Consider the following 20,012-nt stretch of genomic DNA (forward strand, 5'->3'; position numbering starts at 1 on the left):
CGTCACCGATGTCGAGCGGAAACAAGCCAATGAAGTTGGTCGTCACGGGCGGAGCCGGCTACGTCGGCAGCGTCTGCGCGGCCCGGCTGGTGGAGGCAGGCCACGAGGTCGTGGTGGTGGACGACCTGTCCACCGGTCACGCCGACGCCGTTCCCGGCGGTGCGCGTTTCATCGAGGGCGACGCGGCCGAGACCGCCGAGACCCTGCTGGCCGAGGGCTTCGACGGCGTGCTCCACTTCGCCGCGAAGTCACTGGTCGGCGAGTCCATGCAGGACCCGGCGAAGTACTGGCACGGCAACGTGGGGACCTCCCTTCGTCTGCTGGACGCCATGCGCAGGCACGGCACCCCGCGGCTGGTGTTCTCGTCCACGGCGGCGACCTACGGCGAGCCGGAGACCTCGCCGATCGCCGAGACCATGCCGACCCGGCCGACCAACACCTACGGCGCGACCAAACTGGCGGTCGACCACGCGATCACCAGTTACGCCCGCGCCCACGGCCTGGCGGCGGTGAGCCTGCGGTACTTCAACGTGGCGGGCGCCTACGGCGCCTACGGCGAACGGCACCTCACCGAAACCCACCTCATTCCGCTGGTCCTGCAGGTCGCCACCGGCGACCGGCCCCAGGTGCAGATCTACGGCGAGGACTACCCCACCGAGGACGGCACCGCCGTCCGGGACTACATCCACGTCACCGACCTCGCCGACGCGCACCTGCTCGCGCTGGCGGCCGCCACGGCCGGTGAGCACCGCATCTACAACCTGGGCAACGGCACCGGCTTCTCCGTGCGGCAAGTCATCGAGGCCTGCCGCGAGGTGACCGGCCACCCGATCCCCGCCGCCGTGGCGCCGCGGCGGGCCGGTGACCCGGCCGTGCTGGTGGCCGCCAGCGACCGGGCCAGGGAGGACCTCGGCTGGAAGCCCGAGCGCACCGACCTCACCGGGATCGTCGCCGACGCCTGGACGTTCACCCAGTCCCGCCAGGTTCGGTAGGCCCGGCCGGCTCGGGCCAGCCCAGGTCGTCCTTGGCGCTGCGCCCGACGCCGGCCACCTGCCGGGGTGGCAACGCCTTGTTCAGGCACGCCAGGAGCAGGGTGGACAGCACGTGGCCGGGGTCGGCGTCCAGCGCCGCCTCCAGTGCCATGACCGCGAACGCTCCACTGCCGCGCTGGTAGTGCGCGTAGGCGAGCAGGCTGGCCGGGTCCGCGCGTTCCGGTGCGGGCGTGGCACGGGTCAGTGCCAGCCAGAGCCGCTCGGCTGCCCGGCACGGCTCGTCGGCGGCGTTCACCGCCAGCGCCAGGCAGGCGTCGCGGACCCGGCTGTTGCCCAGGGCCGTCGCCAGCCGGACGATCCTGTCGTCGGTCAGGTCGAGCGTGCCGCGTTCGGACTCGGTCAGCGCGGCGCGGACGACCGCCAGCCCGGCGGCGGTGGCCTTATCCGACCAGGCCGGGTCACCGCGGGCCGCCACGCTGGCCTTGGCGAGCAACGCCGACCGGCGAGCCAGCGCGTCGGGCGGGTCGGGGGCCAGTACGGCCGCCATCTCGTCCCTGCTGCCGTAGGTGACCTGTCCGGTGGCCGACACGGTGGCGGCCGCGACCGAACTCTCGATCTCCGGCAGGACGCCGCCGCAGCCGGTGTCCTGGTAGCAGTGCCACTGCTCGCCGGTGCCGATCTCCGGAACCCACATCGCGTGCAGCAGGCCGATTCCGCAACCGGCCAGCCGCGCGCCGACAGCGTCGACGAGGCCGCTGTGCGGCAGCCTGCCACCCAGCGCTCTGGGCGCCTGCGGCTCCTCGTCGTGCTTGCCGACCACGACGAGGGTCACGCCGAAGTCGTCGCCCATGCGACCCGGTGTCACCACCATCGCGGCCGCCTCCTCGTCGTACCGGGGCGGGGGCAGGTCGAGTCTGGCGACCCGGCCGACGACACTGGGTCTTCGGCCTCGGTGGCCGATCAGGACCAGCGACCGGGCGGGCCGGAAGCCGAGCAGGTACGGCAGCGCGGCGAGCAGGTCTCCCGGATCGCTGCCGAGTTTGATCCGGGTCCGCGGTGTTCTGGAGCGGGATGAAGTGGTCATGTCTCCACAATGCCGGGCTGGGGCGAAATGGAAACCCGGTTGCGGAAATGTGGAAAAGCTGTCCACAGGGACGGCCGCGAATGGAACATCTGTGCGAATTACCGGGCCGCGGCGGCTGGCGATGAAGAGCGGTAAAGCTCCCCCGCTGCCTTACAGGTGTGACTGGTGGGACTGGTGTGGTGACCTTGATGCCGGAAGGGGGCACTCACGGCGTCTCATGCCATGGCTCCGGCAAACTCGGAGTCTGCAGGGCGCGGGAGCGTGGAGTTCGCGTGCCGGAGCGTGGAACTCGCGTGCACGACGGTGGGACTCGCGGCGAGTGGCCCGTTCGGCCAGGCGGGAACGTGCACTCGCGGGTCGGGAACGGAGGACTCGCGCGAACGGCCCGTTCACGCGGGCGCCCGGCACCACGTGAGAAACCCGGTCCACATCGTGAGTTCTGCGCTCGCGCACGCGAGTTCTGCATTCCGGCACGCGAGTTCTACGCTCGGGACCATCCCCTGGCACTGCCACACCCCGGACTTTGCCGGGGCCGCGGCCTCACCAGTCACATCCGCCCCAACGGACCCAGCCGCCACCACGAAAGAGACCCAGCGAACTCCCCCAATGTGGCATTGGGGAACTACAACTATCCCAATGCCACATTGGAGGCACACAGCACCGGACTTCGCCCGGGGCCCTGACATCTCACGTGATGAAGGTGGCCTTCACGTGCTTCGAGCCGTCAGAACGCTGCCAGCAAAGCGCCCTTCCCGCCGACGACCGGCAGCGTGACCGACGTCTTCGTCAGGTCCATCGCCACCCCGGCCCCCGGCTTCGGCCGCAGGGTGAAGTCGTGGTCGCTGGACAGCAACACGAACTCCAGCTTGTGACCGGCGGCCAGCAGGTAGTCGTCGGGCTGCAGGTCGAACGAGATCCGGTAGGACTTCCCCGGCTCGATCGGCTCAGTCCTCGCCGGATCCTTGCGGTTCTGCGGATCGGTCCAGCCGCGGGTGATCACCGTCGCCTTGCCGTCCGGCGCCCTGTCGACGAGCACACCGGTCACATTGGCCGCGGGCCGGTCGAACGACAGGCGCGCGTCGACGGTCGCGGCCCCGCTCAGCCGCACCGGCTGCCGCGCGGCCACCGTCGAGTACGCCAGGCGGTTACCCGAGCTGGACAGGTCGACCAGCTGCTCGACGGTCTTCGTCGCGTCGTCGGCGAGCCGCTCGACGTTAGGCCTGCCGGGCAGGCCGTGCCGCACGTCCAGCTTGCCCTTGCTCCCGCCGCCCGGCCACGGATGGACGGTCGCGTTCGCGGTCCCCGGGGCGGGCCAGTCGGCCTCGTCCACCCAGGACTTGTCCTCCCGCTGGATGGTCGACTTCGGCGCCTTCTCGATGCCGTTGTCCAGGCCGTACAGGTAGTGCGAGAACCACTTGTTCAGCGTGCTCAGCCACTCGTCACGGCGCAGCGTGTACGGGTCGGCGTGGCCGGACTGGTGCCACCAGATCTTGTGCTCGACGCCGCGGGCCCGCAGCTCGTGGTACCAGTTGGCGACCTGGCTGGTGGTGACGTTCCAGTCGTTGAGGCCGTGGACGGCCAGCACCGACGCCTTCACCTTGCCGACGTCGTTGAGGTAGTTCCGCTCGTCCCAGAACTCGCTGTAGTCACCGGTCACCCGGTCCTGCTCGGCGAGCAGCTCGGCGATGACCGGCTTGCAGATCTCCCGGTCGGTGCGGGTGTAGACGTACTCCGCCAGCACGTCCGCGTCCTCGCCCTGGAAACCGCCGGGCGCGACCACGGCACCGTCCTCCCGGTAGTAGTCGTACCAGCTGGAGATCGCGGCGATCGGCACGATCGTCTTCAGCCCGTCGACACCGGTGCTGGCGACGGCGTTGGGCAGCGTCCCGTTGTAGGACACGCCCATCATCGCCGTGTTGCCGGTGGTCCAGCCCGCGGTCGCCGCCGTGCCGCCCGCGTCGCGTGCCGGGGCGCGGCCGTTCAGCCAGTCGACGACGGACTTCGCGCCGATCGTCTCGTTGCGCCCGCCGGTCGTGGGGCAGCCGCTGGACTGCCCGCTGCCCAGCGATTCGCCGTACACCACGGCGAATCCGCGGGCGGTGAAGTACTGCTCGTACCGCCAGGTGATCGGCGCCGGGCCGACCGACGAGACCGGGACACGCGGCCCCGCCGCCGGCTTGGGCTGCCCGGGGACGTACAGCTCCACGTCGACGTTGTGGTTGGCGACGTCGTTGCCGCCGGCGTAGTACGGGCTGGCCTGGTAGACGACCGGCACCTTGAGCCCGTTCTGTGTCGCCCTCGGCCGGACCACCTCGACGTGGACCTCGTCGAGCTTGCCGTCACGGTCGCTGTCGACCGGCGCGGTCACCCAGACGTTGTCCCGCACCACGTCGGCGGGGTCGAACACCGGCTGGGCCTCGCCGTTCTCGAACACCGGCCCCTTCGGTGGATCGGCATGGGCGGGAACAGCGGTCAGCGGCAGCACGGTCACGGCAGCGAGCAGGACGGCGAGGCGAGCGGATCTCACGCGCGAACCCCCATCGACGGGTGTGGGTGGACACTCTCGGACGCGATGACATTGACCCCCGTCCCCCATCGTGTCAAGAAATCCCCCGGCGAGACCGACTAACGTCGCGGTATGCCGACCACCGTGACCGCCCCCATCACCGCCGTCACCGTCTACCCCAGCGGCGCCCGGGTCACCCGCCGCGGCCGGGCCAGGCTCGGCGCGGACAACAGGTTCGTGCTGGCCGGGCTGCCGCTCGGCCTGCTGCCGGACTCCGTGCGCGCCACCGGTTCGGGCCCGGCGACGGTGCTCGGCGTCGACGTCCGCCCGGACGTGCGGGCGCGGCCGTCCGGCAGCGGTCTCGCCGACCTGCTGGACCAGCAGCGCGCGGTGCGCGCGCGGATCGACGAGCTGGCCGACGCGCAGGCCGTCGCGGACTCGCGGGCCCGGCTGCTCGAGTCACTGGGCGGGCGGGCCGGGTCCGCGCTGGCGAAGGCGCTGGCCACCGGCACCGCGGAGCCGGGCAGGGTGGCGGAGGTCAACCGCGATCTCGGCGACCAGCTGGGGCGGGTGCTCGCCGAGCGCAGGGAGCTGGCCGACGCCTCCGCCCGGCTCGCCGAGGAACTGGCCGCGGTCAGCAGGCAGGTCGACCAGCTCCAGACAGGCAGCGCACCCGACCGCACCGGCGTCGTGATCGAACTGGAACCACACGAGGGGGCCGGTGACGCCGAGGTCGAGCTGGAAGTGTCCTATGTGGTCACCGAGGCACACTGGACACCCGGCTACGACCTGCGGCTGCGCGGCGACACGATGACCGTCACCTGGTACGGCATGGTCACCCAGCACACCGGCGAGGACTGGCCTGCTGCCGGCCTCGCGCTCTCCACCGCACGCCCGGCGACCACGCTGTCGGTGCCCGAGCTGACCCCGTGGTTCCTCGACCACCAGCCGCAGGCCGCCCCCCTGGCGGCCTACGGCGGCGGCGCCCAGGAAATGGCCACCGCCGCCGTGGCGGCACCGATGCGGCAGCGGACCGCCGAGGTCGAGCAGGGCACGACGGCCGCCACCTACCGGCCCGGTCGGGCCGTCGCGGTGCCCTCCGACGGCACCGCGCACCGCACCACCCTCGCCGTCACCGAGGCGCCCGCCCAGCTCGACCACGTCGTCGCACCGGTGCACTCCGCCGAGGCCTACCTGCGTGCCACCGTCACGAACGCGGGCGAGCACACACTGCTGCCCGGACCCGCCGCGGTGTTCCACGAAGCCGAGTTCACCGGCTCCACCCGGCTGGACACCTGGGCACCCGGCGAGGAAGTCGAGCTCGCGCTCGGCGTCGACGACCGCATCCACGTCGAACGTGAGCTGACCCGGCGCACCGCGGGCAAGGCGGCGCTCGGCTCCAGCCGCAGGCGCGAGGTCGCCTACCGGTACACGGTCACCAACCACTCGCCACGGCAGGCCACGGTCACCCTGCTCGACCAGGTCCCGGTCGCCCGCCACCCCGAGATCACCGTGCGCGATGTCGACGCCACCCCGCAGCCCGCCGAGATCACCGAGCTGGGCGAGGTCCGGTGGCGGTTCGAGCTGGCTCCGGGGGCGAGCGCGGAGGCGTCGCTGGCCTTCCGCGTCGACACCGCGAAGTCGGTGGAGCTGACCGGCTGGCGCGAGTGAAACGCTGAGCGGTCCCGCGGTCAACAAGCCGCGTGAGACCAGCGACCGACATCGGACCGGAAGCGCCACACATGGGGGATCCACCGGCTGGCAACGAGCTGGCGGAGCTGTACGCGACGCACGCCCGCGGCCTGCACCACTACCTGGCTGCCCGGGTGGGCAGCGAGATCGCCGACGACCTCGTCGCCGACGCGTTCCTCGCCTTCTGGGAGCACCGGGACCGCTACGACCCCTCCCGCGCCGGGACCAAGACGTGGCTCTACGGCATCGCCACCAACCTGCTGCGCAACCACGTCCGCACCGAGGAGCGCCGCCTGCGGGCCTGGCGCAGGCACGGGATGCGGCCGGCGGGGGCCGACGACGTGAGCGGCAGAGTGGCCGAGGCCGTCGACGCGACCGTGCTGGCCGAGGAGCTGAGCGGGGCGCTGGCGGCGCTGAAACCGGCCGACCGCGACGTCCTCCTGCTCACCGCCTGGGCCGACCTCACCCCCACCGAGATCGCCACCGTGCTGGGCATGTCCGCGAGCACGGTGCGGGTACGGCTGCACCGCACCCGGACACGGCTCGGCATCCACCTGCGAACCCGAGAAGGGCGGACCGACGATGCGTGACGACCTGCTCGACACCGCGCTCGACGAGCTTCGCGCGGACACCCCGGCCATGACGGACGAGGCCTACCAGGCTGGCTACGCCCGCGTGCTCGCCGCACCGCCGCGACCGCCGGCCCACCCGGCGCCCCGGTGGCGACGCCGTGTGGTGATCCCGGTGGCGGCCGCGGCCGCCGTGGCGATCACCCTGGCAGGGGCGCTGGTGCTCGGCGGCAACCGGCCCGAGGTGCCGGCGACACCGGCTCAGCTACTGGACCGGGTGGTCGCGGCCGCCGCCGGGCAGCCGGTGCTCGCGCCCGGCCAGTTCCGCTACGTCCGGGCGACCTCCTACTCCCGCGAGGACGAAACGAGGACCATCCCGGGCTGCCGGCTCACCCGCATCGGCGACGTCACCGAGCTGTGGGTTCCGGCCGACCCGGCACAGGAATGGCTGCGGCGGTACGCACCCGGCGAGAAGAAGCTGCAGGGCTGCAAGGACCCCGGTGACGACTACCGTGACATCGCCAAGGAGGAACGGGCGCCCTACGGGCAGTTCCCGGTGCCGGTCGGCCGGAAGCGCGAACCGGGCACGTTCTGGGACCCGACCGTGGAGTTCCTGGCTTCGCTGCCACGTGATCCCCGTGAGCTGTACCGGGCGATCTGCGACTCCCCACAGCTTATTTGCGACGAGAACGTGTACCCGCCCCGGGTGGATGTGTTCCAGATGGCGGCACAGCTGGCGCAAACCTCGTTCCTCCCGCCGGACCTGCGCGCCGCCGTCTACCGGATGATGGGCGAACTGCCGGGGATCAAGGTCACCGAGTCCGGCACCGACGACGGGCGCCGGGGGGTCACGCTCACGCTGGAGGAACTGGCACCGGGTAGCTGGCCCGGCGGCCCGCTCATCGAGGAGATCGTCATCGACCCCGCCACCGGCGAGCTGATGGAGTGCCGGACGGAAGTGCTGTCGCAGGCAGGGTTCCGGGGCATCGAGACGTTCACCTACGGAATCACACCGGTGCAGGGCGTTCCACCGGGCCGTTGAGCGGATCCGTGACTGTTTCGACAGGGAACCGACAGGCTCCGCACAGCCAACGCATCACTCGGTCGGGTTAACTCATGCACCATGAGACCGCGGGTCGTGCTGGTCAGCCTCCTCGCCGTCGTCGTGACCGCGGCCGCGCTCACGGTCGTGGTCTCGGCGCTGCCCCGCGACGTCGACGGCCACCCGCCCGAGGTGGCGGCCGACCCGGGCAGCGCGACGCCGGAACCCGCGCCCGTCGCACCGTCCAGCTCCCCCACGCCGCTGCCGGCCGGGGAACAGGCGGAGCTGGCGACCCGGGTCCGTGGCGCCGTCGACGAGGTCACCGGCGGAGGCGGCGAGCTGGGGCTGGCGGTGTTCGACCGGCTGACCGAAAGCACCGTCGCCACCATCGCCGGTGACGAGTGGTTCTACTCGGCTTCGGTGAGCAAGCTGCTGATCGCCGTGGACCTGCTGCTGGACCAGCCGGAGGTGGACGAGGCCGCCCGGCAGAACGTGCGCCGCATGCTGACCGACAGCCATGACGGTGTCGCCTCGGCGCTGTGGGCCGCGGGCGGTGGCAGGGAGATCGTCCAGGACATGACCGAGCGGATCGGGCTGCGCGACACCAGCGTGCCCAGCCGGCCCGACGAATGGGAGATGACCCGGATCAGCGCACAGGACGTCGTCCGGATCTACGAGTTCATCGAGCACCAGCTACCGGAGCCGTCCCGGGACCTGATCGTGGAGGCACTCGCCGCGACGCCGGAGCGGGCCGCCGACGGGTTCGCCCAGCGGTTCGGCATCGCCGACGCCCTCCCCGGCACCGAGTGGGCCGTCAAGCAGGGCTGGATGCGGGCGGCCAACTCGCTCGTCCTGCACTCCACCGGTCTGGTCGGCGCCGACGAGCGCTACGTCGTGGTGCTGCTGACACATCTGCCGGGCCGCACCAGCTTCGAGACCGGCCGGGCGGCGGTCACCGCCGGTGTCGCCGCATTAGCCGGTTCGTTGGATTGATCTCAACCATACTTGAGCTTTTAGTGTCGTGGTGTCACCGGTTCACGAGGAGGACACCATGGCCGTCGAACTCAACCACACCGTCATCGCCGCCACCGACAAGCAGCGCTCAGCGAAGTTCCTGACCGACCTGCTCGGGCTGCCCGAAGCTCAGCCGTTCGGCCCGTTCCTGGTGGTACAGACCGGCAACGACGTCTCGCTGGATTTCATGGACACCGAGGGCGACATCCGCTCGCAGCACTACGCGTTCCTGGTCAGCGAGCGGGAGTTCGACGAGATCTTCGGCAGGATCCGCGAGGGCGGGGTGGACTACTGGGCCGGGCCCGGACACCAGGGGCCTGGCGAGATCAACACCAACGACGGCGGCCGCGGCGTCTACTTCGACGACCCCGACGGCCACGTCCTGGAAATCCTCACCCGCCCCTACGGCAGCGGCGGCTGACACACGAAGGCCACCTTCACCACCTGGGGGTGTGAAGGTGGCCTTCGCCGGTCAGCCCTGTGCGATGTAGTTCTGCAGCTGCTCGTGACTGTGCTCGAGTTCGTCGATCCGGTTCTTGACGACGTCGCCGATGCTGACGATGCCGGACAGCTTCCCGTCGGTGAGCACCGGCACGTGCCGGACGCGGCGCTCGGTCATCAGCCTGCTCAGGTCGTCGACCGAGTCCTCCGGCGTACAGGTCGCGACCACCTTGGTCATGATCGACGAGACCGGCCGGTTCAGCAGGTCCGGGCCGTGGTCGTTGAGGCGGCGCACCACGTCACGTTCCGAGACGATCCCCGCCACGCCCTCGTCGCCGAGCACCACCAGAGCGCCGACGTTGTGTTCGGCGAGGCCCGCGAGCAGCTCGGTCACTGTCGTGTCCGGTCGCACCGTCGCGACGGCTGTTCCCTTGGCGCGCAGTAGGTCGGCGATCCGCATGGAGGCTCCTCCCGGTCGTCGTGAGCTGGCTCACACAGGCTACGGGCTGGTAGCCGACGGCGAAAGTCAGCGGACGGCCGCCTCGTCGGCCACGAAGGTGTTGCAGACGGCCACCGGCTCACGTCCGAACCCCTTGCGTGCCCACGCGGCCTGGTTCTCCACGGTGCCGTGGGTGTCGCTGCCGACGGTGTTGCGGAAGTCGTCCGCCGCCTGCCGCGCCACCTGCCCGCCGACCGAACCGCGGCCAGCCGCGGCGGCGAGGAACAGCCCGGCGAAGCAGTTGGCCTGCAGCTCCAGCCTGCGCACCACCTCGTCGCGTCGGCCCAGCCGCTCCATCTCCCGTTCGGCGGCGACCATGATCCCGCTGAGTTCCTGCACGTGGTGGGCGTACTCGTGGGCCAGCACCGACAGGTGCACCGACTGCCGGACGCCGACGGTGTCCAGCAGCCGCTGCCGCGGCATGGTCAGCGTCTTGTCGGCGCCGCAGTAGTACGCGGTGGCCTCCTGCTCGGCAGGCGCCTCACCGCAGGCCGTCTCGTGACCGTCGGTGATCGTCAGTACCGGCGGCGCGAACGGCTCGCCCGCGGCGGCCAGCGCGGGCTGCCACGCCGCGTCGAGACAACGCAGCGCCGCCGTGTAGAACGCGGTCAGCTGCTCGGGCGAACGCCGCAGGGCGGGCAGTTCACAGGTGACCTCCGGGAGCAGGATCCCCGGCCCGAGCAGCGGGTTCGTGCCCAGCTCCAGTACCGCTTCCGGCTCGGGTGACGCGGGTGTCAGGACGGGTGCAGGCGTGGCGCTGCCGGTGACCACCGCCGGGCGGGCACCCAGCAGCCCGACGGCCAGCACGAAACCCAGCAACACGACCAGCACGGCCACCACCCGCAGGGGCGAGTTGCCCGTGCGCTCGTCGTCGACCACGAAACCCCCGCTGTCCCCCCCCGCTCCCCCAGGCAACGCCGCCCCCAGCGCGTTGTCGAGCATACTGGCCCCATGACCGACCCGTACCTGTGGCTGGAGGACGTCACCGGCGACACCGCGCTGGACTGGGTCCGCGAGCGCAACGCCGAGACCGTCGCCGCGCTCGCCGAGACCGAGCCGTTCGAACGGCTGCGGACCCGGGTGCGCGAGGTGCTCGACGACGACACCCGCATTCCCTACGTGCGCAGGCGAGGCGAGTACCTCTACAACTTCTGGCGCGACGGCGACCATCCGCGCGGGCTGTGGCGGCGCACCACCCTGGAGCAGTACCGCACGGCCGACCCCGCCTGGGAGCTGCTGCTCGACGTCGACGCGCTGGCCGAGGCCGAGGACGAGAACTGGGTGTGGCAGGGCGCCGTCGTCCTGCACCCCGGCTACACCCGCGCGCTGGTCGAGCTGTCCCGCGGCGGCGCCGACGCCGCCGTGGTGCGGGAGTTCGACCTGGTCGGCAAGCGGTTCGCCGACGAAGGGTTCGAAATCGCCGAGGCCAAGAGCAGGGTCGGCTGGATCGACGCCGACACCATCTACGTCGGGACCGACTTCGGGCCGGGATCGCTGACCAGCTCCGGCTACCCGCGCATCATCAAGCAGTGGCGCCGCGGCACCCCGCTCGCCGAGGCGGAGACGGTGTTCGAGGGCAAACCCGACGACGTGTCGGTCTACGCCTTCCACGACTCCACCCCCGGCTTCGAACGCGACTTCGTGGGCCGCAGCATCGACTTCTACCGCTCGGAACGCTTCCTGCGGAACCCGGACGGCTCACTGGTCCGGCTGGACCTGCCCGAGGACGCGCGGTTCTCCGTGCACCGGGAGTGGCTGGTGGTACGGCCCCGCTCGCCGTGGACGATCGAGGGCACCGAGCACCCGGCCGGATCGCTGCTCGGCATGCCGTTCGACGCGTTCCTCGCCGGCGACCGCCGGTTCACCGTGCTGTTCCGGCCCGACGCGCACACGTCGCTGGAGTACTTCACCTGGACCCGCAACCACCTGCTGCTGGGCATGCTCTCCGACGTCAAGGCCCGGCTGCGGGTGCTCACCCCCGGCCCGGAGGGCTGGGTGGACGAGCCGCTGGCCGGCGCACCGGAGGCGGGCACGGCGGAAATCATCGACACCGATCCCGACCACAGCGACGAGTACTTCCTCGACACCAGCGGCTACACCGAGCCCGCGACGCTGTCCCGGGGCGAGGTCGGCGGCGACGTGGAGGTGCTCAAGCAGGCACCCGGGTTCTTCGACGCCGAGGGCCTGCGGGTGGAGCAGTTCTTCGCCACCTCCGACGACGGCACGCGGGTGCCGTACTTCGTCGTCGGCCGCCGGGACACCCCCGGCCCGACCCTGCTCAACGGGTACGGCGGGTTCGAGGTGTCGCTGACCCCGGCTTACAGCGGCGTGATCGGGCGGGGCTGGCTGAGCGAGGGCGGTACCTACGTGGTCGCCAACATCCGCGGCGGTGGCGAGTACGGCCCGGACTGGCACACCGGCGTGCTGCGGGAGAACCGGCCGCTGGCCTACCAGGACTTCGCCGCCGTCGCACGGGATCTGGTCGAGCGCGGTGTGACGACGCCGGAGCGGCTGGGCATCATCGGCGGCAGCAACGGCGGCCTGCTGATGGGCGTCATGCTGACGCGGTACCCGGAGCTGTTCGGCGCCATCGTCTGCCAGGTTCCGCTGCTGGACATGCGCCGCTACCACCAGCTGCTCGCCGGCGCGTCCTGGATGGCGGAATACGGCGACCCCGACGACCCGGCCGACTGGGAGTTCCTCTCGGCCTACTCGCCGTACCAGAACGTCCACAGTGGACGCCGGTACCCGCCGACGTTGTTCGTCACGTCCACAAGGGACGACCGGGTGCACCCGGGCCACGCCAGGAAGATGGTGGCCAGGATGCGGGAACTGGGCTACTCCCCGCTCTACCACGAGAACATCGAGGGCGGGCACGGAGCGGCGGCGGACAACGCACAGGCGGCGTTCAAGTGGGCACTGGTGTTCCGGTTCCTCAGGGAGACGATCGGCCCCTGATCACGGCCACGGCCCGAGTTCGGGCAGCCTGCCGAGGAGCGGGCCGTCGGGGCGGCGGCCCGCCAGCCACGCGGTGAGGTCGGTGAGCGCGCCCGCCACCACCACGGCGGGACCGCTACCCCACTCGCGCCCGGGCTCGCCGCCGTCGGGCCGCAGCACCAGGCGGACGCCGTCCGGTGAGCGTGGCGCCAGGAAGTCCAGTGCGTGCCCGCAGAACTCCGGTGACCAGTCCGACGGCCGGTAGCCGAGGTCCGCGTCGACCAGGTGGATGTTCACCTCGCGCCACCAGCAGAAGGCGATGTCGAGCAGGACACCGTCTCGGTAGGTCACCGGGCGGGCCCAGCCCCGCCCGTCCACGGCCGCCCACGCCGTGGCCAGGCGGCGGGCGCCGGTGGTGACGGCCTCGGCCAGCTGCGCGGCCGGGCGTCCCGCACCTGCCTCGATGGCGGCCGCGCGAGCGGGCCTGCCACCGTCGTAAACCTCGATGAGCCTGCCCTCCACGGCGTACTCGGTCTGCCGCAGGAAGGCCGCCGACAGCTCGGCGAGGTGGGTGAGCACGTGCCCGCGCGTCCAGTCCGGCAGTTCGGACGCCCCGCGTGCCCGCTCATCGGTCAGCCCGGCGACGGCGTCGCGCAGCCGCTCGTGCGCGGAGCCGATCCTGGTCAGCAATTGGGCGGGCGTCAGGGCCACAGCAGTTCCCTGTCCCAGCCCGCGGCATGGCGCCGGTAGCTCAGCCGGACGTGCGCCCGGCCGGAATCGGCCTGCCAGAACTCGAACTCGTCCGGCTCGACGGTGTACAACGTCCAGTCAGGTGGCACCGTGCCGGTGTCTGCGGCGGCCACCGCGGCGGCCAGCTCCGCGCGGTCCCGCAGCGGCGTGCTCTGCCGCCCGGCCAGCGCGACGGCACGTGCACGCGGCGCCCTGGCGAGGAAGTCACGCTCACTGTCCGCACGCGGGGCCGCTGTGACCGCCCCGCGCAGACGCACCTGCCTGCCCAGCGACGACCAGTAGAACGTCAGCGCGGCGAAGGGCGTGGCAGCCAGTTCGGCTCCCTTGCGGCCGCCCGCGGCCGACGCGAACCGGAAGCCGTCCGGTCCGGCGTCCTTGAGGATCAGCACGCGTGCCGAGGGCCGCCCTGAGGCGTCCACTGTGGACAAGGTCATGGCGTGCGGCTCGCGCACACCGGCGGCCACGGCCTCCCGTAGCCACGACTCGAACAGCGGCAGCGGATCGCCGGGCGCCGCCGACGGGTCGAACTCCGGCAGCGGTCCGGCGAGCGAGGGCAGCCCGCGCAGCAGGTCACGCATCCAGCCTCCTAATGGCGTCTCGGCATTTAACCATTAGGAGGCGTTATACTCCACACGTGGCACACCTCGCACTGGACCTGGCCAACACGATCGTCCATGACGGGCATGGTGGCGTCCGGGACGAGCTGCCCGACCCTGCCGCCCTGACGACGTGGGTCCGGCAGCGGCACGACGTGCTGGGGCAGGACTTCGACCGGTTCACCGCCGACGAGCAGACCCACGGGCAGGTGCTCGCGCTGCGTACGGCGGTGCGTTCGCTGTTCGCCAGGGCGGTCCTGCCCGGTCCGCCGAGCAAGGCCGACGCCGGCCGGCTGCCGCCCGCGCCGGAGGCACTGGCCGTTCTGAACGACGCGGCAGCGGCGGTGCCGGTGGCACCACACCTGGACTGGCCGGACGGCCGGCGGCCCCGCGCGGTCACCCGCGCCGCGGCGGCCGGCCGGACGCCGCGGCTGCTGGCGGCGCTGGCCGGGGCCGGGATCGAGTTCCTCGGCGGCCCCGGGGCGGAGCGGCTACGGGCCTGTCCGGCACCCCGCTGCGTGCGGTACTTCCTGCGCGAGCACTCCCGGCAGCAGTGGTGCAAGCCGTCCTGCGGCAACCGCGCGAGGGTGCACCGGCATTACCACGCTAGGACCGAGCCAGGAACTCCTGGAACGTGATCGCGCCCCGGTCGCCGTCGGGCACGAGGTTGTACCCGGCGCGGTAGGCCCGGTAGATCCGGCCCGCCAGCCGGATCCGCCACACCGGCCTGCGCCGGCCGTCGGCCCGCAGGCACGCCCGCATCAGGTCGGCCAGCTCGTGGACCTCCGGCCCGCCGAGGTCGGGCACCCGCCCGGCGGGATCGCCCAGTGCCAGCTCCGCCAGCCGGTCCGCCACCTCGCCGCTGTCGACCGGCTGCACGCGGATGCCCGACGGCGCAGGCACGACGGGCAGCCGGGCGGCACCCCGGGTGAGCCCGCGGACGAGGTCGTGGAACTGGGTGGCCCGCAGGATCGTGTACGGCACCCCGGCGGTTTCCAGCCTGCGCTCGACGGCGAGCTTGGTGCGGTAGTACCCCAGCGGGATCCGGTCCACGCCGACGATCGAGACGTACACCAGGTGCGGCGCACCGGCGGCGAGCAGGTTGTCCGCCGCCTTCCGGTCCCCGCCGGTGGGGGTGCTGGCGCAGTGCACGACCGCCCGGGCGCCCCGCAACGCGTCGCCGAGGCTGTCCTCACGCAGGTCGGCGGCGATACCGGTCGCGCCGGGCGGCGCGCCGCCACGGCGACTGAGCACCCGCACCCGCTCACCCCGGTCGAGCAACGCCCCGACCACTTTCCTGCCCAGCGTTCCGGTACCCCCGGTCACCACGATCATGCGTCTAGAACTGGACAGCGCCGGTGGATGTGACAGTGGCCTGGAGGTGGGCCAGCTTGTCCGGGTTGGCGATCGCGTACAGCTCGGTGATCCGGCCGCCGGACACGGTCAGCGTGAGCATGCCGGCGTACTTCCCGGCCCGGCCCACGACCGCGGCGGTGCCGTTGACCTCCACGAACGCCAGCTCGACCGGCCCGAGCCCGGCGAAGCCACCGGCGAACAGCCGCGCCACCTTGTCCCGTCCCGCCACGGGTTTGCGAGCGGCCGTGACCTTGCCGCCACCGTCGGAACGCAGGACGACGTCCTGCGCCAGCATCCGCTCCAGCCCGGCGAGATCGCCGTCGCGTGCCGCGGCGAGGAACCGCGCCAGCAGTTCCCTGCCGTCGCCGGGGTCCGGCTCGTACCGGGGCCGCGCGTCGGCCAGGTGCTGCCGGGCCCGGCTGTGCAGCTGCCTGCTGTTGGCCTCGGACAGGTCCACGATCCCGGCGATCTCGCGGTGGCTGTAGCCGAACGCCTCCCGCAGCACGAACACCGCGCGCTCGGTGGGCGTCAGCCGTTCCAGCAGGTAGAGCAGCGCGATCGACACCGACTCGCGCTGCTCGGCGTCCTCCAGCGGGCCGAGCGCGCCGTCGCCGGTGTAGACCGGTTCGGGCAGCCACGGCCCGACGTAGGTCTCCCTGCGGGCGCGGGCCGAGGTCAGCCGGGTCAGCGACAGGTTGGTGACCACCTTGGCCAGCCAGGCCGACGGCGTCCGGATCACCGACCGGTCGCTCTCGCTCCAGCGCAGGTAGGCGTCCTGCACGACGTCCTCGGCCTCGGCCGCCGACCCGAGCAGGCGGTAGGCCAGTCCGAACAGGCGTGGCCGCTGCTCCTCGAACTCCGTCACGCTCACGCCGTCAGTATCACTCCGGGCGGGTCCGGCTCGTGATGAGCAAGGCCACTCCGTCGAGTATGCGGTCGAGTCCGAAGTCGAGTGCGTTGTCCCGTTCGTCGTCGGCCACCGACTCCAGCGCCGCGGCCAGCACGGGCATCCGGTCCCGTCTGCCGGCCACCAGCGCCGCGAGGGTCGAGGCCAGCGCCTCCTCCGGGTGCCGGGCGGACGCGGCCTGCTGGGCGATGCCGCGGACGTGGCCGGTCAGCGTCACGGCGACGTCGAGCATCTCCGCACCACGCAGCCCGGTTCCGTCGAGCGCGGTGACGGCCACGTCGAGCCAGCCGACCTCGTTCGGGCCGACCGGACGGGCGCCGACCGTCGCGGCGATGGCCCAGGGGTGGTGCCAGAAGCGTTCGAACAGCGCGTGGGCCCAGCCTCGCAGGCGCGGCCGCCAGTCACCGTCCAGCTCGGGCGGCTCCCCGACGGCGCGATCGACCATGAGCGCCACCAGCTCGTCCTTGCCGGGCACGTAGCGGTAGAGCGCCATCTTGGTGACGCCCAGCGAGGCGGCTACCCGCTGCATGGTCACGGCCGCCAGCCCGTCGGCGTCGGCGATCTCGACGCCGGCCCGCGCGACGGCGTCCAGCGTGAGGCCCGGACGGGGGCCGCGGCGCGGCACGGACTGCGGCTCCCACAACAGGGCGGTCGCGGCGTCGAACGAGGGTGGCACGGGACTCCTTGGCAGTCGGTCACAACTGTGTCTATAGTACACTGTGTCCGTCAGACACAGTTTTGAAGGAGCGATCATGACGTTGAGCGGTTTCAGAGTTCTCGTGTCGGGCGCCGGCGTGGCCGGCCCGGCAGTGGCCTACTGGCTCAGCCACTTCGGAGCGGAAGTCACCGTGGTGGAGTCCGCACCCGCGCTGCGGACCAGCGGGTTCGCCGTCGACTTCCGCGGCCCCACCCACCTGGGCGTGCTGCGCCGGATGGGGGTGCTCGACGAACTGCGGGCGCTGGCGACCGGCGGTGGCGCGATCACCGCCGTCGACGAGCGGGACCGGGAGATCTTCACGCTCCCGGCGGAGTTCGCCGGTGGCGAGATCGAGGTGCTGCGGCGCGACCTGTCCCGGGTCCTGCACGACCGTGCGGCCGACCGGGTGGAGTACCTGTTCGGCGAGCGGATCACCGGGCTGACCGAGACCGCGGACGGCGTACGAGCCGACCTCGCAGGCGGGGCGTCCCGCACGGTCGACCTGGTGGTCGGCGCCGACGGCCTGCACTCGGGCGTGCGGCGGCTGACGTTCGGGCCGGAGCGGGACTTCGTCCGCCATCTCGGGCATTACCTGGCCAGCTGGCACGTGCCTGCCGATCCGCGGTTCGATGACGTCTCCCGGCAGTACGCCGTCCCCGGACGGATGGCGAGTGTCGGCCTCGACGGTCCCGACCGGGCACTGGCGCTGGTCGTGTTCGCCGCGCCGCCGGTCGAGGCCGACTGGCACGACACCGGATGGCAACGGGAGATGATCACGCGCGAACTGGGCGGGATGGGCTGGCACGTACCCCAGCTGCTCGAATCACTGCCCGCCGCCGAGGAGCTGTACTTCGACTCCGTCAGCCGCGTCACCGCGCCCCGGTGGACGTCGGGCCGGGTCGCACTGCTCGGCGACGCGGCGTGGGGCGTGACGCTCGGCGGGATGGGCGTCGGCACCGCCGTCGTCGGCGCGTACGTCCTCGCGGGCGAACTGGCCACCGCCCGCGGTGACCACCGCGTCGCACTGGCCGCCTACGAGCGGCGCATGCGCCCGTACGCGGGCCGCTGGCAGCGCGGCGCGAACCCCGGCCAGTTCCTCGCGCCGACGACGGCCACCCGCCTGCGGATCCGCAACGCCCTGTTCGCGAACCGCATGGTGCGCAAGCTGATGATCACGGCGACCGGCAAACTCGCCACCGACACCGCACTGCCGGACTACCCGCTTGCCGCGTGCGAAACGCACGCATAATGTGTGCGTTATGCACACTTTTGCGTTGATCCACGCTCGCTGGCACGGCGCCTGGTGCTGGGAGGACGTCGCCACCCGGCTGCGGCAGGCGGGCGACGACGTCCTCGTCCCCGACCGCGCGGGGTACGACGCACTCCGCGATCTGATCGCCGCGCAGCCGGAACCGGTGGTGCTCGTCGGGCACAGCTCGTCCGGCATGACCATCTCCGCGCTGGCCGAGGAGCTGCCGCGGCAGGTCAGCTTGCTGGTCTACGTGTCGGCCTTCCTGCTCCCGGCCGGCCTGGCCCCGCCCGACGTGATGCGCGACGACCCGGACTCGATCCTGGCCGAGCACATCGTCGTCGACCCGGCGTCGGCGACAATGACGGTGTCCGAGCCGGAGAAAGTGCTTTTCGGCGAATGCGAGCCGGAGCGGGCACGGTGGGCCGCCGCCCGGCTCGCCCCCGAGCCGCTCACGCCGCCGCCGGTGCCCGCGGTGCGTGGCGACTTCGGCGGTGTGCCGCGGGTGTACGTCGAGTGCCTGCGGGACCGGGCGCTCGGCCCGGCCACGCAGCGGCGCATGTACACCCGGCTGCCCTGCCGGCACGTCTACGAACTGCCCGCCGACCACTCGCCGTTTCTGTCCACACCGGACGCATTGACCAGGCACCTGCGTGACGCGGCGGCGCGAGCCAGCTAGCCCGGATGCTCGAATGCGAGCAGCGAGCCCTTCGTCACCACGAGCAGCCCGGACGGCTCGAGGCCGTGCAGGGCCCTGATCCGCCGCCCCACCACGACACGGTCGCCGATCCGCCCCTGAGGACTCAGGCGGAGCAGGGCTCCGTTGGTCTCGGCGACCACGTATCCGCCACCGGCGGGGACGACCGAGCCGACAAGTTGCCTGCCGGGGTCGACCCTGCCCCGCGTGCGCCCGTCCGACGGGTTCACCAGCGTGTACCCACTACGGCGGTCCCACAGCCACAGCAATCCGCCGAGGTATTCCATGGTGACCGCCGGGAGATCGGCCTCGACGACCAGCTCCGCCGTCCCGGCGGACGGCACGAGCCGGGCGATCGAACGACTGCCACACCGCACCAGCACACCACCGGCCTCGTCCGCGACGAACGCGGTCTCGTGGTCACCGAGTGGCGACGGCAGGCTCCACGTGGTCAGCGGCCTGCCGTCGCGCCGGTCCAGCAACCGCAAGACGCGGTCGCCGGGCCGGCCGGTCAGCAGGCCCGCCCCCACCTGCATCGGCCGCACGATGTGCTCGCGAAGGTCTGCTTCCCACCGAAGCCTGCCGGTGCCGAGGTCCAGCGCACGCAGCGGGGTGTAGCCCCGCCAGCCGCCGACGAACACCACGTCATCGGCCACCACGAGATGTCCGACGAAGCCGTACGGTCCGGCCGTCCAGACGCGATCACCGGAGTCGAGGTCCAGGCACAGCACCAGGCCGGTGTTCTGCGGAAGGAGCAGACACCGCCGTCCGGTGATCACCACCGCGCGCGGCCAGGTACCGACGGGAACGTCCCAGCGCACCGAGCCGTCCGCCGGATCCAGGCTGACCAGGCGGGTGTTTCGTTCGTGGACGACAAGGTGCCCCGGCGCCAGGGCGAGCGCCGACGACGCACCGGCCTGGTGCAGTCGCCGTTCCCACCTGACACCGCTCACGGACAGAGTCCAGCAGCGGTCCCCCTACCGG

The 20,012-nt window shown here is 72.1% G+C and carries 20 protein-coding genes; 10 read left to right on the plus strand and 10 right to left on the minus strand.

The features are described from left to right. Positions 1–29: 29 nt before the first annotated feature. Positions 30–992, plus strand: coding sequence for a UDP-glucose 4-epimerase GalE (gene galE, locus EWH70_RS31280; RefSeq protein WP_420809111.1), 963 nt, complete (start codon positions 30–32; stop codon positions 990–992). Here galE and EWH70_RS31285 read toward each other — a convergent pair. Further along, the gene (locus EWH70_RS31285) at positions 967–2,076 is read right to left on the minus strand and encodes a DUF4192 domain-containing protein (RefSeq protein WP_130479179.1); all 1,110 of its coding nucleotides are present in this window, start codon (positions 2,074–2,076) and stop codon (positions 967–969) included. The genes galE and EWH70_RS31285 overlap by 26 nt on opposite strands. Before the next feature lie 724 nt (positions 2,077–2,800). After that, positions 2,801–4,603, minus strand: coding sequence for a Xaa-Pro dipeptidyl-peptidase (locus tag EWH70_RS31290; protein ID WP_240687327.1), 1,803 nt, complete (start codon positions 4,601–4,603; stop codon positions 2,801–2,803). A 111-nt stretch (positions 4,604–4,714) separates the two neighbouring features. Between EWH70_RS31290 and EWH70_RS31295 the strand changes: the two genes are divergently transcribed. From EWH70_RS31295 to EWH70_RS31315, 5 genes are all read left to right on the plus strand, one after another. After that, a complete protein-coding gene (locus EWH70_RS31295; RefSeq protein ID WP_130479181.1) occupies positions 4,715–6,253 on the plus strand; it encodes a DUF4139 domain-containing protein in 1,539 nt (512 codons plus the stop codon). A 71-nt stretch (positions 6,254–6,324) separates the two neighbouring features. After that, positions 6,325–6,864: an RNA polymerase sigma factor gene (locus tag EWH70_RS31300; protein ID WP_130479182.1), complete on the plus strand. Its 540-nt coding sequence runs from the start codon at positions 6,325–6,327 to the stop codon at positions 6,862–6,864. Beyond that, positions 6,857–7,885: a CU044_5270 family protein gene (locus EWH70_RS31305; RefSeq protein ID WP_130479183.1), complete on the plus strand. Its 1,029-nt coding sequence runs from the start codon at positions 6,857–6,859 to the stop codon at positions 7,883–7,885. The genes EWH70_RS31300 and EWH70_RS31305 overlap by 8 nt, the downstream gene beginning before the upstream one ends. An 81-nt stretch (positions 7,886–7,966) precedes the next feature. After that, on the plus strand, positions 7,967–8,878 hold the full coding sequence (locus EWH70_RS31310) for a serine hydrolase (RefSeq protein WP_130479184.1): 912 nt from the start codon (positions 7,967–7,969) through the stop codon (positions 8,876–8,878). 58 nt (positions 8,879–8,936) lie between these two features. Beyond that, the gene (locus EWH70_RS31315; protein ID WP_130479185.1) at positions 8,937–9,320 is read left to right on the plus strand and encodes a VOC family protein; all 384 of its coding nucleotides are present in this window, start codon (positions 8,937–8,939) and stop codon (positions 9,318–9,320) included. 51 nt (positions 9,321–9,371) lie between these two features. Here the strand turns inward: EWH70_RS31315 and EWH70_RS31320 are convergent, their stop codons facing one another. Both EWH70_RS31320 and EWH70_RS31325 read right to left on the minus strand, forming a co-directional pair. Beyond that, on the minus strand, positions 9,372–9,800 hold the full coding sequence (locus EWH70_RS31320) for a CBS domain-containing protein (protein ID WP_130479186.1): 429 nt from the start codon (positions 9,798–9,800) through the stop codon (positions 9,372–9,374). A gap of 66 nt (positions 9,801–9,866) precedes the next feature. Next, a complete protein-coding gene (locus EWH70_RS31325) occupies positions 9,867–10,781 on the minus strand; it encodes a neutral zinc metallopeptidase (RefSeq protein ID WP_130479187.1) in 915 nt (304 codons plus the stop codon). 9 nt (positions 10,782–10,790) lie between these two features. On the opposite strand from EWH70_RS31325, the gene EWH70_RS31330 reads away from it, so the two are divergent. Beyond that, a complete protein-coding gene (locus tag EWH70_RS31330) occupies positions 10,791–12,797 on the plus strand; it encodes a prolyl oligopeptidase family serine peptidase (RefSeq protein ID WP_130479188.1) in 2,007 nt (668 codons plus the stop codon). Here EWH70_RS31330 and EWH70_RS31335 read toward each other — a convergent pair whose 3' ends face one another. Further along, positions 12,798–13,487: a maleylpyruvate isomerase family mycothiol-dependent enzyme gene (locus EWH70_RS31335; RefSeq protein ID WP_130479189.1), complete on the minus strand. Its 690-nt coding sequence runs from the start codon at positions 13,485–13,487 to the stop codon at positions 12,798–12,800. Next, on the minus strand, positions 13,478–14,104 hold the full coding sequence (locus tag EWH70_RS31340; protein ID WP_130479190.1) for a pyridoxine/pyridoxamine 5'-phosphate oxidase: 627 nt from the start codon (positions 14,102–14,104) through the stop codon (positions 13,478–13,480). Before EWH70_RS31340 ends, EWH70_RS31335 begins: the two co-directional genes overlap by 10 nt. Before the next feature lie 56 nt (positions 14,105–14,160). On the opposite strand from EWH70_RS31340, the gene EWH70_RS31345 reads away from it, so the two are divergent. Beyond that, positions 14,161–14,760 carry a CGNR zinc finger domain-containing protein gene (locus EWH70_RS31345; RefSeq protein WP_240687328.1) on the plus strand — a complete coding sequence of 200 codons (600 nt, stop codon included), beginning with the start codon at positions 14,161–14,163 and terminating at the stop codon, positions 14,758–14,760. On the opposite strand, the gene EWH70_RS31350 is transcribed toward EWH70_RS31345, so the two are convergent. Genes EWH70_RS31350 through EWH70_RS31360 form a run of 3 tightly spaced genes read right to left on the minus strand, consistent with a single transcriptional unit; the run spans position 14,729 to position 17,061 of the window. Then, positions 14,729–15,457 carry an SDR family oxidoreductase gene (locus EWH70_RS31350; protein ID WP_130479192.1) on the minus strand — a complete coding sequence of 243 codons (729 nt, stop codon included), beginning with the start codon at positions 15,455–15,457 and terminating at the stop codon, positions 14,729–14,731. The genes EWH70_RS31345 and EWH70_RS31350 overlap by 32 nt on opposite strands. Before the next feature lie 4 nt (positions 15,458–15,461). Further along, positions 15,462–16,349, minus strand: a complete 888-nt coding sequence (locus EWH70_RS31355) for an RNA polymerase sigma-70 factor (protein ID WP_130479193.1) — start codon at positions 16,347–16,349, stop codon at positions 15,462–15,464. A gap of 10 nt (positions 16,350–16,359) precedes the next feature. After that, complete coding sequence (locus EWH70_RS31360; RefSeq protein WP_240687329.1) at positions 16,360–17,061, minus strand: TetR/AcrR family transcriptional regulator; 702 nt, start codon at positions 17,059–17,061, stop codon at positions 16,360–16,362. A gap of 76 nt (positions 17,062–17,137) precedes the next feature. On the opposite strand from EWH70_RS31360, the gene EWH70_RS31365 reads away from it, so the two are divergent. Continuing rightward, on the plus strand, positions 17,138–18,331 hold the full coding sequence (locus EWH70_RS31365; protein WP_130479195.1) for an FAD-dependent monooxygenase: 1,194 nt from the start codon (positions 17,138–17,140) through the stop codon (positions 18,329–18,331). 25 nt (positions 18,332–18,356) lie between these two features. Next, complete coding sequence (locus EWH70_RS31370; protein WP_165436491.1) at positions 18,357–19,010, plus strand: alpha/beta fold hydrolase; 654 nt, start codon at positions 18,357–18,359, stop codon at positions 19,008–19,010. On the opposite strand, the gene EWH70_RS31375 is transcribed toward EWH70_RS31370, so the two are convergent. After that, positions 19,007–19,981, minus strand: a complete 975-nt coding sequence (locus EWH70_RS31375; RefSeq protein WP_130479197.1) for an outer membrane protein assembly factor BamB family protein — start codon at positions 19,979–19,981, stop codon at positions 19,007–19,009. The two genes, EWH70_RS31370 and EWH70_RS31375, sit on opposite strands and share 4 nt — an antisense overlap. Between the last annotated feature and the right edge of the window lie 31 nt (positions 19,982–20,012).

Origin of the sequence: Amycolatopsis suaedae, from assembly GCF_004214935.1 — a bacterium.
Classification (GTDB): Bacteria; Actinomycetota; Actinomycetes; order Mycobacteriales; family Pseudonocardiaceae; genus Amycolatopsis; species Amycolatopsis suaedae.